Raw genomic sequence first — 13,751 nt, forward strand, 5'->3', positions numbered from 1 at the left:
AGCAAGATCTGGTGCAAGATTTCATGGCTCCGCCAGGACAGGTTGAGTCGGCGGCACGCGCGGGCGCCCGCCCCGTCCCCGAACCTTGCGCGCCCCGGGCCGTTACCCGGTCAGCGCCATGCCGCGCAGAGCCGGGAGGCCGCCATGCTCGTCCGCCTGAATTCGCTTTGGGAACAGGTGCGTACCGGTCTCTGGTTCCTTCCCCTGCTGATGACCCTCGCCGCGGTGGCGCTCGCCTGGCTGACGCTGGGGACCCGGCTCAATCTGGGGCAGTCCACGGTGTGGTGGCTGCATAGCGGCAGCGCCTCCGACGCCGCCTCGCTGCTGTCGAGCCTGCTCGCCTCGATGATCACCATGGCGACGCTCGCCATCTCCATCACCATGGTGGTGCTGACGCTGGCCGCGAACCAGCTCGGCCCGCGCCTGATCCGCATCTTCATGGCCGACCGGCGCACGCAGACCATGCTGGGCTTCTTTCTCGCCACCATCGTCTACGTCGTGCTCGTGCTGCGCAGCATCAACAGTGAACTCAGCGCCGGCAAGGTGCCCAACCTGGCCGTGTCGGTCGGCACGGCGATGGTGCTGGCCTGCGTCTTCCTGCTGTTGTTTTTCATCAACCACCTCGCCCGCTCGATCGTCGCCGACACCATCATCAACCGCATCGGCACCGACCTCGACGCCGCCGCGGCGGAGATGCTGCCGGACGCCGGAGCGGCACCGGCGGCGGGCGAGCGGCCCGCCCTCGGCGACGGCGGCGCCATCCTGCGATTCAAGCGCGGCGGCTATATCGAGGGCATCGACCACGGCGCCCTGGTCGAATGCGCCAGGGAGGCCGGGGCGGTGATCGACCTCGACCTGCGGCCGGGGCAGCACATCCTGCCGCACGGGGCGCATGGGCGAATCCATCCCGCCGCCGCGCTGACCGACACGCTGCTGCGCGCCGTCTCGAACCATGTGGTGCTGGCTGGCGAGCGCACCGGCAACGGCGATCTGGAATTTCTGATCCGCCAGTTGGTGGAGATCGCGCTGCGGGCGCTGTCGCCGGGCGTCAACGACCCGTTCACCGCCATCGCCGTCATCGACCGGCTCGGCGTTTCGGTCGCCTCGATCATGCGGCGCGACATGGAAACCGGGGTCTGGCGCGACGAGGAGGGCCGACCCCGGCTGCTGACTGAGACGACGACCTTTCGCGGCCTGGCGGACGTCGCCTTCAACCAGATCCGTCAGGCCGGCGAAGGGGAGCCGGCGATCCTGATCCGGCTGGTGAGCACGCTGACGCCGCTGCTGGAGCAGGCACGGGACGAGGAGCAGCGGCGGGTGCTGCGGGAGCATATTGAGCTGGTGACGGGCGCGGGGGAGCGGTCGGTGAGGGATGGGTATGATTTGGCGGCGCTAAGGGCGGTGGGGCCGGGCAAGTTTGAAGCCGGCCGCCGGAGCGAATGAATGGGGCCTCTCCCGAGGCCCTCATGGGAAAACTGCGCGTGTGTGCGTTGCGGGGCGTGCAACCGATTCAGGGGCAACACGTGGCAGCGGAAATCCGGACGATACATATTACAATGTACGTAAGTGTTGCATATGGGGCACATATTGGGCGTCGAATCAGTTTATGATTAAATATGTCTTATTTTTAACGGCCACAAGCGATCGCCATGAGTTCTGAAACATATCTGCGCGCCATATTGAGTATGGTCGCCCGTCAGGCACTTCCACCCGACCAACTCGCGAAAATAGTCGCTCCCAGCACCAGTCAACATGCGCAACTGCTAGCGTACAACATGTGTGATGGTACTCGGAGTCAAGGTGACATAGCAAAAGCCAGTAATATTGATCCAGGAAACTTCAGCCGCACAGTTGCACGATGGATCGATGCGGGCGCGTTGTTCCGAATTGGCGATGCACGTGACGCTAAATTGCTGCACCTCTATCCATTGCCACCTGATGTCATGCCGAAAGAGCGTTCGAAATGAAGCTAGACAATGAGGATTCCAGTCGCCTCGAAGGCAAGCTAGATACCTTGATCCGGTTGATTGCGCTAAACATTACTTTAGATATTAGCTCGATCAAGGATAAAGCAATCTTACTCAGCAAGGCGGGTCTGCAGATTAAAGAGATCGCAATGTTGTGCGATTCTACTCCGAACGCAGTAAGCGTGGCACTATACAAGGCTAAGAAAAATACCGGTAGGGTTAAGGCCTTGGACATTGAGGACGCAGCCTAATGGGCACGAAAATCGAAGAAGCTTTACTTGAAGAGTTGACCAACATTAGGCGCCTTCTCATTTTTTCGCTGTTGCGATCCGGCGCGACCCAATCACAGGTTGCTGGTGCCCTCGGCACTTCTCAAAGCCAGATTAGTAAAATGTTTCCAAAAACATCGAAGGGAACAGTGGAGCCCAGGCAGTAGTCATGGCAATTGCGGTTCGCGATCACCTTTCAAATACGCCGGAACACATTGAGGAAGCTGCAAAGGCGATCGGTAAAGGCCATCGGCAAGCCGTGTTCAGAGCAATTTACCATCACAAAAGTCCAATCAAGACTGTCTCGGACATTGTTGCCGTCACCGGCTTGCCTAGGACGCGGGTCCTGCAATGCGGAAGTGATCTTGCCAAGCGGACTATCGTGACTCAGACAAAAAAGGGAGGCGAGACCGCTTATGAAATGATCACCTTCTTCCAAGTGAATAAGGCAAAAATCTTAAGGCTAGCCCGGGACCCCAAAGCTCTTAACGCTTGGCCGACCAAACGGAAGAATTTGATCGCAGCACCCCTTCCTCTAACGGTGCGGTTACCGACACTAGGTGCAGATGTTAGGAATTTAACGATTGACGAAATCCCCAATTTTGATCGGATTAAGTCTATTCCGGTCGGAGATTCTTTGTCAAAAGAGATCAGCGAAGAACATTTCAAGCGCGGAATTCAAAATATATTAGGTGACGCCGGGCAATTTAAAGATTGGGGTGGAGAGAATTGCGATTTGTTTTCATCTCGCCTTAGGGTGGATGGCCAAAGGCGGAACGCAGCCTTTGCCTTCAAGGGGCCTGGGCAAAGTGGGCGCTTAGTCCCGGGCCGGATGGGAAAGAACGGCGATCAGGCACAACGCCTCTTTACTCTTCCTGCGGAGGTATTTGTAGCTCAACATTGGCGGGAGATCGATCCGAGCGTTATTGAGTTAATGCGTGTGCTCGCTGTCGCGAAGTCGTTAAGTACGGGCAAACCCGTCTGGATATGCATCATAGACGGGCAAGACTCCGAACGGCTACGTAAGGGCTATCCGAGGGAATTCAGCGCTCAGATCTGACGCTCCCCGGAAGTGGATGCCTTAGGAAATTCCTCTCAAAAAGCCACCACCTCAATCACCCCCGGCAGCGCCTTCAGCGCACCGGCCTGCCGGGGCGTCACGTCAAAATTCCCGCCCAGGTTCAGCTCCACCTCGCGCGCCGGATCGCCCAGCCGCAGGCGCAGCTTCAGCACCGTCGCGCCGCCGTCGCCGACCGTCTTCACCATCTGCTCGACCGACAGCCGCCCATCCGCGACGATGCACAGCCCCGACCGCGACCGTCCCAGCGCCGCGTCCAGATCCTGCACGGTCTTCACGCGCGTCTTGACGTTCTCGCCGTCGAGCTCTGCCTCGACGGTGAGCAGCACGGCCTTGCCGGGCTCCAGCGCCTCGCCGGCGAGCGCCAGCGTGTCGGAGAAGATGACGGCCTCGAACTGGCCGGTCGGGTCGGAGAAGCCGCCGAAGGCAAAGCGGTTGCCGGATTTGGAGCGGCGCTCCTGCTTATAGGTGACGGTCGCGGCGATGCGGGCCTCGGCGCGGGGCTGCCCTTGCAATTTCGCCTCCAGCTCGGACCAGCGCATGATGTTGAGGCGGGTCAGCGCGTCGGAATAGTCGTCGAGCGGGTGGCCGGACAGGTAAAAGCCGATGGCGTCCAGCTCGTGGCTGAGCGTTTCCATCAGGTCCCAGCGCGGCACCTCGCGCAGTTGCAGGCTGGACGCCGTCGCCAGCTCCAGGCCGCCGCCGCCGAACAGGCTGGACTGGCCCGAGGCGCGATCGGTGGCCAGGCGGCCGGAGAAGGAGAGGATCTGCTCGATATTGGCGTAGACGCGGGCGCGGTTGGGCTCCAGCGCGTCGAAGACGCCGGCCGCCGCCAGCGTTTCCAGCGCGCGCTTGTTCAGCACTTTCGGGTTCAGCCGCTCGGCGAAGTCGGCGAGCGTCCGGTAGCCGCCCTGCCCTGCCCGCTCGGCGGCGATCTGCTCGACCGCGCCGCGCCCGATATTCTTCAAGGCCGCCAGCGAATAGCGGATGGCGCCGTCCTCGGGCAGGAATTCGCCGCCGGATGAATTCACCGAAGGCGGCAGCACCTTGATCTTGTTGCGCCGCGCCTCCTGGGCGAACAAATACAGCTTGTCGGTATTGCCCATGTCGTAGGTCATGGTGGCGGCCAGGAACTCGACGGGGTAATTGGCCTTCAGGAAGGCGGTGTGATAGGCGAGCAGCGCATAGGCGGCGGCGTGGGACTTGTTGAAGCCGTAGCCGGCGAATTTGGCCACCATTTCGAAGATGTAGTCGGCGCGGCCCTTGTCGACGCCGTTCTTGATGGCGCCCTCCATGAAGCGCGCCTTCTGCTTGTCCATCTCCGCCTTGATCTTCTTGCCCATGGCGCGGCGCAGCAGGTCGGCTTCGCCGAGCGAGTAGCTCGACAGCCGCTGCGCGATCTGCATCACCTGCTCCTGGTAGATGATGACGCCGTAGGTCTCCTCCAGCACCGGCTGGATCAGCGGGTGCATGTAATCGACCTTTTCGAGCCCGTATTTGCGGTTGATATAGGTCGGGATGTTGTCCATTGGGCCGGGGCGGTAGAGCGAGACCATGGCGATGATGTCGCCGAAACGGTCGGGCTTTAGCTTGCGCAGGCTTTCGCGCATGCCCGTCGATTCCAGCTGGAACACGCCGACCGTGTCGCCCTTGGCCAGAAGTTCGTAGGTTTTGGTATCGTCGAGGCCGAGCGTCGCCAGATCCAGCTCGATGCCGCGCTGTTTGATCAGCGCCAGCGCCTTCTGGATGACGGTCAGCGTCTTGAGGCCCAGGAAGTCGAATTTGACGAGGCCGGCCGGCTCCACCCATTTCATGTTGAACTGGGTGACGGGGAGCGTCGAGCGCGGGTCGCGGTAGAGCGGGACGAGTTCGATCAGCGGCCGGTCGCCGATGACGACGCCCGCCGCGTGGGTCGAGGCGTGCCGGTAGAGGCCTTCCAGCTTCTGCGCGATCTCCAAGAGGCGCTTGACCACCGGATCGCTGTCGCGCTGGTCCTGGAGCTGCGGCTCGCCCTCGATGGCCTCGGCGAGCGTCACCGGATTGGCGGGATTGTTCGGCACCAGCTTGCAGAGCCGGTCGACCTGGCCGTAGGGCATTTGCAGCACGCGGCCGACGTCGCGCAGCACGGCGCGGGCCTGCAGCTTGCCGAAGGTGATGATCTGGGCGACGCGGCGCTGGCCGTATTTCTCCTGCACATAGCGGATGACTTCGTCGCGCCGGTCCTGGCAGAAGTCGATGTCGAAATCCGGCATCGAGACGCGCTCGGGATTGAGGAAGCGCTCGAACAGCAGGCCGAAGCGCAAGGGGTCGAGATCGGTGATCGAGAGCGACCATGCCGCGACGGAACCCGCGCCCGAGCCGCGCCCCGGCCCGACCGGAATGCCGTGCGCCTTGGCCCATTTGATGAAGTCCGAGACGATGAGGAAGTAGCCGGAGAATTTCATCGTGGCGATGACGTTCAGCTCGAATTCGAGCCGGGTCCGGTAGTCCTCCTCGCTCGCGCCCTCGGCGAGGCCCACGACGCGCAGCCGCTCGGCGAGGCCCTCGCGCGCCTGCCGGCACAGCTCGGCGGTCTCGGCGGCGTTGGCGTCATCCTTGTCGCCGTCGGTCGCGGTGAATTGCGGCAGGATCGGGCTGCGCATTTTTGGCCGGAAGGCGCAGCGGCGGGCGATCTCGATGGTGTTGTCCAGCGCCTCCGGCAGGTCGGCGAACAGCGCCATCATTTCCGCGCGCGACTTGAAATAATGCTCCGGCGTCAGCTTGCGCCGCTCGTCCTCGGAGATGTAGCGGCCCTCCGCGATGCAGATCAGGGCCTCGTGCGCCTCAAAATCCTCGCGGGCGGGGAAGTAGCACTGATTGGTTGCCGCGAGCGGGATGTTGAGGGCGTAGGCGAGCTTCAGCAGCTCGGCCTCGACGCGCTTTTCCTCGGCCGTGCCGTGGCGCTGGATCTCGATGTAGAGGCGGTTGCCGAAGAGCGCGTGCATCGCCTCGAGCTGGGTGCGGGCGGCGGCGTGGTTGTCCTCGCGCAGGAGGCTGTCGATGGGGCCGTCCGGGCCGCCGGTCAGGGCGATCAGGCCCTGGTTATGGCGGGCGATCTCGTCCCAGGTGACGTGGATCTGGGTGTCGTCCGGATGGTCGATGAAGGCGGCGCTGGTGAGGCTGAGCAGGTTTTTGTAGCCCTCCTGGTCCTTGACCAGCAGGGCGATGGAGCCGGCGAGCTGGATGCCGGGGGCCTGCCCGTTCTTGCGCGCGGCGTCGGGCTCGGGATCGGCGGCGGCGATCGAGAGGGTGCAGCCGGTGATCGGCTGGATGCCCGCGCCGACGAGGGTTTCGGCGATCTCGAGCGCGCCGAACAAATTGTTGCGGTCGGTGACGGCGAGCGCGGGCTGGGCGTCCTTGGCGGCGAGCTTGGCCAGCGCCTTGACGGGCAGCGCCCCCTCCAGCAGCGAATAGGCCGAGTGGAGGCGCAAATGTATGAAGCCGGGTGTTGCCGCCATTGCCGTTTCGCCCTCATCGAATCGTGAGGTGCAAGCTTGAAGGCCCAGGGCCGGATATTAAAGGGGGATGTGCGGGTTATTCAATGGGGAGTGTGACGGGGGTGGCGCGGCGGATAAACCTTGTCATCATCTCGTCGTCCCGGACGCCGCGAAGCGGCGAGCCGGGACCCAATCATCGATCCGCGAGCACTGCGGCAAGCGGAGATGCGAGTAGGCCCCAACTCTGACGGCCGGGGCGACGGGGAGTAGGACACACCTGTACTCCACCTCGTAGCGCCTCATTGTGATCGGCCCATCTGCCAACCCGTCGTCCCGGACGCCGCGAAGCGTGAGCCGGGACCCAATCCCGTCTCCGCTGCCGCTTCGCCAGCCGTTAGGCGAGTGGGCCCCGGCTCTCTCGGCCGAGGCAACGGAGTAAGGGGATTCACATTGTTCACATCTCAGCGTTTTCATGAGACGGGCTACCCCCTCCCGTCGTCCCGGACGCCGCGAAGCGGTGAGCCGGGACCCAATGGCTGATCCGCGATCGCTGCGGCAAGAGGATATGCGAGTGGGCCCCGGCTCTTACGGCCGGGGCGACGGAATAAAGCTTGAAGGCTCAACACATCAGCGTCTCGTAGAGGTCGCGCCACTCGGGATTGTCGGCCTCGATCAGGTGGATTTTCCAACTCCGATGCCACTTCTTCAGACGCTTTTCCTGGGCGATAGCCTCGGCCGCGGTGCTGAAGGGCTGGACGCAGACGAGCCGAGACAAAGCGTGCTTCCGGACGAATTCGGAACCCGATCCTGCACGGTGCGATGCAATCCGCGCGGGCAGATCATTGGTCACGCCGATGTAGAGCGTGCCGTGCTTGCGGTTGGTGAGGACATAGACGAAGTGCATTGCGGGCGCCCTGGCACTCAGCCGCGCAATCTGCGCCGCGCCCTGCCCCGGCAAAATACGCAATGCTGCTAGGGCCCCGCCAAACTTATCCCCGCCCTCCCCACCTCCCGTAAACTCACCCCGTTCCTTCCCCAGAGGGACGCGGGGCTCGAGACCGGCTCGCCTACGTTGGGGCAGGAATGCGGTGCCTGAGGAATCCGCGAGGGATCTGGCCGGGTGGCGAACGCAGGCCGGCCTCACGGTGGGTGTAACGAACCCGCACTCAGGGGTCCTGGAGCTGACCCTCCCGTTGGCTGGAATGCGCGGGACATAGGTCATGTGACATGGGGCTTACACCCCATGTGATGCGCCGCGTGCAGAAAGAGCCGGGCGTGCATGGCCAGTTTCGAGAAGAGAGCGGACATGGGCCAAAATATCGCCGCGCGCGGGCAGCCGGGAGGTTGCCACTAAAATATAAGGACCAGCCTCACGGCGGCCCGCGCCGTCCCTCAAGGGGGCGGAAAACGAAGTGAAGCAAAGCCTCGCGGGCAAAACCCGGCGAGCCGTTCGGTGCTGCCCGGAGGTGCGATGAAACGATATGCGGTGCCCGGCTCTGCCCGGCTACGACGCTTCCCGCGCCACGACCGCCGGCGTGAACGCCTTTTCCTCGATCAGCTTGCCGCCGTCGAGCCGCAGCACGCGGTCCATGCGCTGCGCCAGCTCGTGATTATGCGTGGCGATCAGCGCCGCGAGCCCGGCCTTGCGCACGAATTGCAGCAATTGCTGGAACACCCGCTCGGCGGTCTCGGGGTCGAGATTGCCGGTCGGCTCGTCGGCCAGCAGGACAAGCGGGGCGTTGGCCACCGCGCGCGAGATCGCCACGCGCTGCTGCTCGCCGCCGGACAGCTCGGAGGGGCGATGCGTCAGCCGCTCCTTCAGGCCGAAAATGCTGAGCAGGTCGGTCGCCCGCTTCACCGCCTCGCCGCGCTTCAGACCGGCGATCATCTGCGGGATGGCGACGTTTTCCAGCGCGGTGAATTCGGGCAGCAGGTGGTGGAACTGGTAGACGAAACCGATATCGGTGCGCCGGATGCGGGTGCGCTCGGCATCGCCCAGCGAGGCGCAGTCGCGCCCGCCCAGCATGATCGAGCCTTCGTCGGGCTTGTCGAGCAGCCCCGCGACCTGCAGCAGCGTCGACTTGCCCGCGCCGGACGGGGCCACCAGCGCGACGGTCTCGCCCTCGTAAAGCTCGGCCGAGGCGCCGTCGAGCACATGGATCTCGCGGTCGCCCTGCTTGAAGGAGCGCTTGAGATTGATGAGCTGCAGAATAGGGGTTCGCACGCGCTTGTCCACGGCACTACTCGTATCGTAAAGCTTCGACGGGATCGAGGCGCGCGGCGCGCCAGGACGGATAAAGCGTGGCGAGAATCGACAGCGACAGCGCCATCACAACCACCGAGGTGACCTCGCCGGTATCGATCTCGGCCGGCATGCGCGAAAGGAAATAGATCTCGCCAGGAAAAATCCTGGTATTGGTCAGCCAGGAGATGAACTGACGGATTTCCTCGATATTGGCGCAGACCAGCACCCCGAGCAGAAGGCCCGCCAGCGTGCCGACGACGCCGATGCTGGCGCCGGTGATGAAGAACACCCGCATCACCGCGCCCTGGCTCGCGCCCATGGTGCGCAGGATGCCGATGTCGCGGCCCTTGTCTTTCACCAGCATGATCATGCCGGAAACGATGTTCAGCGCGGCGACCAGCACGATCAGCGTCAATATGATGAACATCACATTCCGCTCGACCTGCAACGTGTTGTAGAAGGTGGCGTTGCGCTGTTTCCAGTCGGTCAGCAGCATGTCGCCGCCGGCCGCGGCCGAGAGCAGCGGCCGCATCTGGTCGATGCGGTCGGGATTTTCGACCAGCACCTCGATGACATGGGCGGCGCCCGGCAGGTTGAAGAATTTCTGCGCCTCATCGAGCGGCAGGAAGGCGATGGTCGCGTCATATTCCGACATGCCGATCTCGAAGATCGCCGTGACCGGATAGCGTTTTATGCGCGGCGTGGTGCCGAAGGGGGTGGAGGCGCCGCGCGGGGCGACCACGGTGATCTCGTCGCCGAGGCGCACGTTCAGCGTATTGGCGAGCCGCGTGCCGATGGCGATGCCGCCGCTGAGGTCGAAGCCGTCGAGCGAGCCGTACATGACCTTGGAGGCGATGCCCTCGAGGCTCTTCAGATCCTCTTCGCGCACGCCGCGCACGAAGACGCCGTTCGAGGCGAGGTTGCTGCTCATCAGCGCCTGGCCCTCGACGATCGGAAAAGCCTGCGTCACGCCTTGCGTCCGCTTCAGCCGCTCGGCGATGTCGGCATAGTCGGTGAAGTCGCGTGCCAGCGGGCGGACGAGGACATGGCCGTTCAGCCCGAGGATCTTGTCGAACAGCTCCTTGCGGAAGCCGTTCATCACCGACATCACGATGATGAGGGTCGCGACCCCCAGCATGATGCCGATGAAAGAGAAGCCGGCGATGACCGAGATGAAGCCTTCCTTGCGGCGCGCGCGCAGATAGCGCGATGCAAGCATCCATTCGAAAGGCGCGAACGGCCTCGTTTCGGCGACTTCAGCCACTTTTTAAGCTTTCCTTGCCGTGATCGGCGGTAATGAGGTCTTCTTTTGAAGCGTTTTTAAGGCGGTGTCGAGCTTCAGCGTCTCGCGCTCGCCGGTCGCCCGGTTCTTCAGTTCGATTTCGCCCTTTTCGAGCCCTTTCGGCCCCACCACCACCTGCCACGGCAGGCCGATCAAGTCCATGGTCTTGAACTTGCCGCCCGCGCGCTCGTCGGTGTCGTCATAGAGCACCTCGATGCCGGCGGCGGTCAGCCCCCGATAGAGCGTCTCGCAAGCCGCGTCCGTGGCGGCATCGCCCGCCTTCAGATTGAGCAGACCGATGGTGAATGGCGCGACCGACGCCGGCCAGATAATGCCCGCCTCGTCATGGCTCGCCTCGATGATGGCGCCCGCAAGCCGCGACACGCCGATGCCGTAGGAGCCGCTCTCGACCAGCGTCCACTGGCCGTCCGGACCCTGCACCTGCGCCTTCATCGGCTTCGAATATTTGCTGCCGAAGAAGAAGATGTGCCCGACCTCGATGCCGCGCGCGTCCATGCGCGCCGCTTCGGGCACCTCCTTGTCGAAGCGCGCCGCGTCGTGCATCTCGTCGGTCGCGGCGTAAAGGCTGGTCCATTGCGCGATGATCGGGGAGAGATCCTGATCGTAATCGGTCTCCTCGCCCGGAACGGCCATTTCGATCAGGTCACGGTGGCAATAAACTTGGCTCTCCCCGGTCTCGGCGAGGATGATAAACTCGTGGCTGAGATCGCCGCCGATCGGGCCGGTATCGGCTTTCATCGGGATCGCCTTCAGTCCGAGCCTGGCGAAGGTCCTGAGATAGGCGACGAACATTTTGTTATAGGAGTGCCGCGCCGCCTCGGGTGTCAAATCGAAGGAATAGGCGTCCTTCATCAGGAATTCGCGGCCACGCATGACGCCGAAGCGCGGGCGGATCTCGTCGCGGAATTTCCACTGGATGTGGTAGAGGTTGCGCGGCAGGTCGCGATAGGTCTTGACGCTGTCGCGGAAGATCTGGGTGATCTGCTCCTCGTTGGTCGGGCCGAACAGCATATCGCGCTCGTGCCTGTCCTTGATGCGCAGCATCTCGGCGCCGTAATCGTCGTAGCGGCCGCTTTCGCGCCACAGATCGGCGGACTGGATGGTCGGCATGAGCACTTCGATGGCGCCGGTGCGGTCCTGTTCCTCGCGCACGATCTGCTCGATCTTCTTCAGGACGCGCAGGCCCAGCGGCAGCCAGGAATAGATGCCTGCGCTCGATTGCCGGATCATGCCGGCGCGCAGCATCAGCCGGTGCGAAACGATCTCGGCTTCCTTGGGATCGTCGCGCAGGATCGGCAGAAAATAGCGGCTCATGCGCATGGAAGGCGCTCCCGGGCTTCACGGCGGATGGACTGATCCCCGGCTCTTAGCGGATGATGCCGCGCGAGGCAATGGCTGACGGCGGTTTTGCCCGATAACGCGCCTAAATCGCCACCTGCGTGCCGATCTCGATGACCCGGTCGCGGGGGATCTGGAAATAGGAGGTGGCATCCTCGGCGGAGGAGGCGAGCCAGATGAACAGGCGCTTCTGCCAGCGCGGCAGGCCGTTCTTGCCGAGGCGCAAGGAGCGGCGGGACAGGAAGAAGGAGGCCTCGTTCGCCTCGATGCCGAGCCCGCGCTGCTTGCAATGCATCAGGATCTTCGGGACGTTCGGCGTCTCCATGAAGCCGTAGGACGCCGTCACGCGGGTGAAGGTGTCGTCGATCTTGGAGACCTCGACGCGCTCCTTGCGGGGCACACGCGGCACGTCTTTCGTCACGATGGTCAGGATGACGTTGCGCTCATGCAGGACGCGATTGTGCTTCAGGTTATGCATGAGCGAGGTCGGCGCCAGATTGGCCGTCGAGGTCAGGAAAATCGCCGTGCCGGGGACGCGGTGCGGCGGGCTCGCCTCCAGCTTGCGCACCAGCCAGCAGAGATCGATCTCACTGCGCTGCGTCGCCTTGGTCAGCGCCCGCGAACCGCGGATCCAGACCGCCATCACCGTTGCGATGGCGGTCGCCATGACGAGCGGCAGCCAGGCGCCTTCGAACAGCTTGACGGCGTTGGCGGCGAAGAACACCTGCTCCATGATGACGATCGGCACCATCAGCATCGCCGCCCGCCAGAGCGTCCATTTCCACACCCGCCAGAGCAGGAAGAAGGCCAGCACGGAGGAAATGATCATGTCCGCCGTCACCGCCACGCCGTAGGCGGCGGCGAGGTTGCTGGAGGTGCGGAACATCAGAGTGACGAGGATGACGGCGACCATCAGCATTATGTTGACGCGGGGGATGTAGATCTGGCCCGCCATCGTCGCCGAAGTGTGCAGGATGTTGACGCGCGGCAGCAGGCCGAGTTGGATCGCCTGCCGGGTCAACGAGAAAGTGCCGGTGATGACCGCCTGGCTGGCGATGACCGTCGCCATGGTGGCCAGCAGCAGCACCGGGAACAGCGCCCAGCTCGGATACAGGTGGTAGAAGCTATCCTTGACCGCCGCCGGGTCGGAGAGCACCAGGGCGCCCTGGCCAAAATAGTTAAGGGCGAGCGCCGGCAGCACCAGGCTGAGCCATGCCGTCTGGATCGGCTTGCGGCCGAAATGGCCAAGGTCGGCGTAAAGCGCCTCGGCGCCGGTGACCGCAAGGAAGACGAAGCCGAGCACCCAGATGCCGTTCAGCCCGTTGGTCGCCAGAAAGCGGATGCCGTAAAGCGGGTTGATGGCGTTGAAGACGTCGAAATTGTCGGCGATGTGGATCAGGCCGCCTATCGCAAGCATGGCGAACCAGCACAGCATGATCGGGCCGAACAGCGCCGCGACCTTGGCCGTGCCGTAGGGCTGCACCGCGAACAGGCCGATCAGGATGATGATGGAGATCGGCAGCACCGCCACCTCAAGGCTGGGCTGCAGCAGTTTCAGCCCTTCCACCGCCGACAGCACCGATATTGCGGGCGTTATGACCGAGTCGCCATAGAAGAATGAGGCGCCCACGAGGCCGAGAACGAGGATCAGCGGGGAATATCGCCCGGCGCTGGACTGGACGAGCGCCATCAGCGCGAAGGTGCCGCCTTCGCCCTTGTTGTCGGCCCGCAGCAGCAGCAGAACATATTTGCCGGTGACGACCAACAGCAGCGCCCACAGGATGAGCGATAGGACGCCAAGTACGGCTTCGCGCCCATGCAGGCCGCTGTGCTGCGCGGCGGTCACGGCCTCACGGAAGGCGTAAAGCGGGCTCGTGCCGATATCGCCATAGACGACGCCGATGCTGCCGACGACCAGCGCCGCCATCGAAGCTGGCACAGGCACCGGTATGACGCCGGGTTTGCTGTTGGCGGGCGTTTCCGCCGTCGCGGCAATGGGTGTTATCATCGTGACATGAAGCCGTGCGACGGTGCCGTAGCGTTCGGCAGGCCGCTTAAAAATGGGCGCGCTCTCC

General features: G+C 63.6%; 10 protein-coding genes. 4 read left to right on the forward strand and 6 right to left on the reverse strand.

Annotated features, from left to right (window positions below):
* The first annotated feature begins 144 nt into the window (after window positions 1–144).
* The 4 genes from BLEFHOIH_RS00430 to BLEFHOIH_RS25995 all read left to right on the forward strand — a co-directional run bounded on the left by BLEFHOIH_RS00430 (window position 145) and on the right by BLEFHOIH_RS25995 (window position 3,296).
* The gene (locus tag BLEFHOIH_RS00430) at window positions 145–1,443 is read left to right on the forward strand and encodes a DUF2254 domain-containing protein (protein ID WP_170936923.1); all 1,299 of its coding nucleotides are present in this window, start codon (window positions 145–147) and stop codon (window positions 1,441–1,443) included.
* Window positions 1,444–1,649: 206 nt separating this feature from the next.
* A complete protein-coding gene (locus tag BLEFHOIH_RS25990; RefSeq protein WP_125461520.1) occupies window positions 1,650–1,967 on the forward strand; it encodes a helix-turn-helix domain-containing protein in 318 nt (105 codons plus the stop codon).
* A complete protein-coding gene (locus BLEFHOIH_RS00435; RefSeq protein ID WP_088342521.1) occupies window positions 1,964–2,218 on the forward strand; it encodes a hypothetical protein in 255 nt (84 codons plus the stop codon). The genes BLEFHOIH_RS25990 and BLEFHOIH_RS00435 overlap by 4 nt, the downstream gene beginning before the upstream one ends.
* A gap of 187 nt (window positions 2,219–2,405) precedes the next feature.
* Window positions 2,406–3,296 carry a hypothetical protein gene (locus tag BLEFHOIH_RS25995; protein WP_125461521.1) on the forward strand — a complete coding sequence of 297 codons (891 nt, stop codon included), beginning with the start codon at window positions 2,406–2,408 and terminating at the stop codon, window positions 3,294–3,296.
* Between the two features lie 35 nt (window positions 3,297–3,331).
* On the opposite strand, the gene dnaE is transcribed toward BLEFHOIH_RS25995, so the two are convergent.
* The 6 genes from dnaE to BLEFHOIH_RS00465 all read right to left on the reverse strand — a co-directional run bounded on the left by dnaE (window position 3,332) and on the right by BLEFHOIH_RS00465 (window position 13,684).
* Window positions 3,332–6,811 (reverse strand): DNA polymerase III subunit alpha, encoded by a 3,480-nt coding sequence (dnaE, locus tag BLEFHOIH_RS00440; protein ID WP_088342522.1) that lies wholly within the window; start codon window positions 6,809–6,811, stop codon window positions 3,332–3,334.
* 598 nt (window positions 6,812–7,409) lie between these two features.
* Entirely contained in the window at window positions 7,410–7,694 is a 285-nt protein-coding gene (locus BLEFHOIH_RS00445; RefSeq protein WP_088342523.1) for a GIY-YIG nuclease family protein, read from the reverse strand.
* A 600-nt stretch (window positions 7,695–8,294) separates the two neighbouring features.
* Complete coding sequence (locus tag BLEFHOIH_RS00450; RefSeq protein WP_088342524.1) at window positions 8,295–9,026, reverse strand: ABC transporter ATP-binding protein; 732 nt, start codon at window positions 9,024–9,026, stop codon at window positions 8,295–8,297.
* A gap of 4 nt (window positions 9,027–9,030) precedes the next feature.
* Window positions 9,031–10,254 (reverse strand): lipoprotein-releasing ABC transporter permease subunit, encoded by a 1,224-nt coding sequence (locus BLEFHOIH_RS00455; protein ID WP_088342641.1) that lies wholly within the window; start codon window positions 10,252–10,254, stop codon window positions 9,031–9,033.
* A 48-nt stretch (window positions 10,255–10,302) separates the two neighbouring features.
* Window positions 10,303–11,658: a proline--tRNA ligase gene (proS, locus tag BLEFHOIH_RS00460; protein ID WP_088342525.1), complete on the reverse strand. Its 1,356-nt coding sequence runs from the start codon at window positions 11,656–11,658 to the stop codon at window positions 10,303–10,305.
* Between the two features lie 103 nt (window positions 11,659–11,761).
* Entirely contained in the window at window positions 11,762–13,684 is a 1,923-nt protein-coding gene (locus BLEFHOIH_RS00465; protein WP_088342526.1) for a potassium transporter Kup, read from the reverse strand.
* Window positions 13,685–13,751 lie beyond the last annotated feature (67 nt).

Origin of the sequence: Rhodomicrobium sp. R_RK_3 (assembly GCF_002198715.1) — a bacterium.
In the GTDB taxonomy this organism is placed as follows: domain Bacteria; phylum Pseudomonadota; class Alphaproteobacteria; order Rhizobiales; family Rhodomicrobiaceae; genus R-RK-3.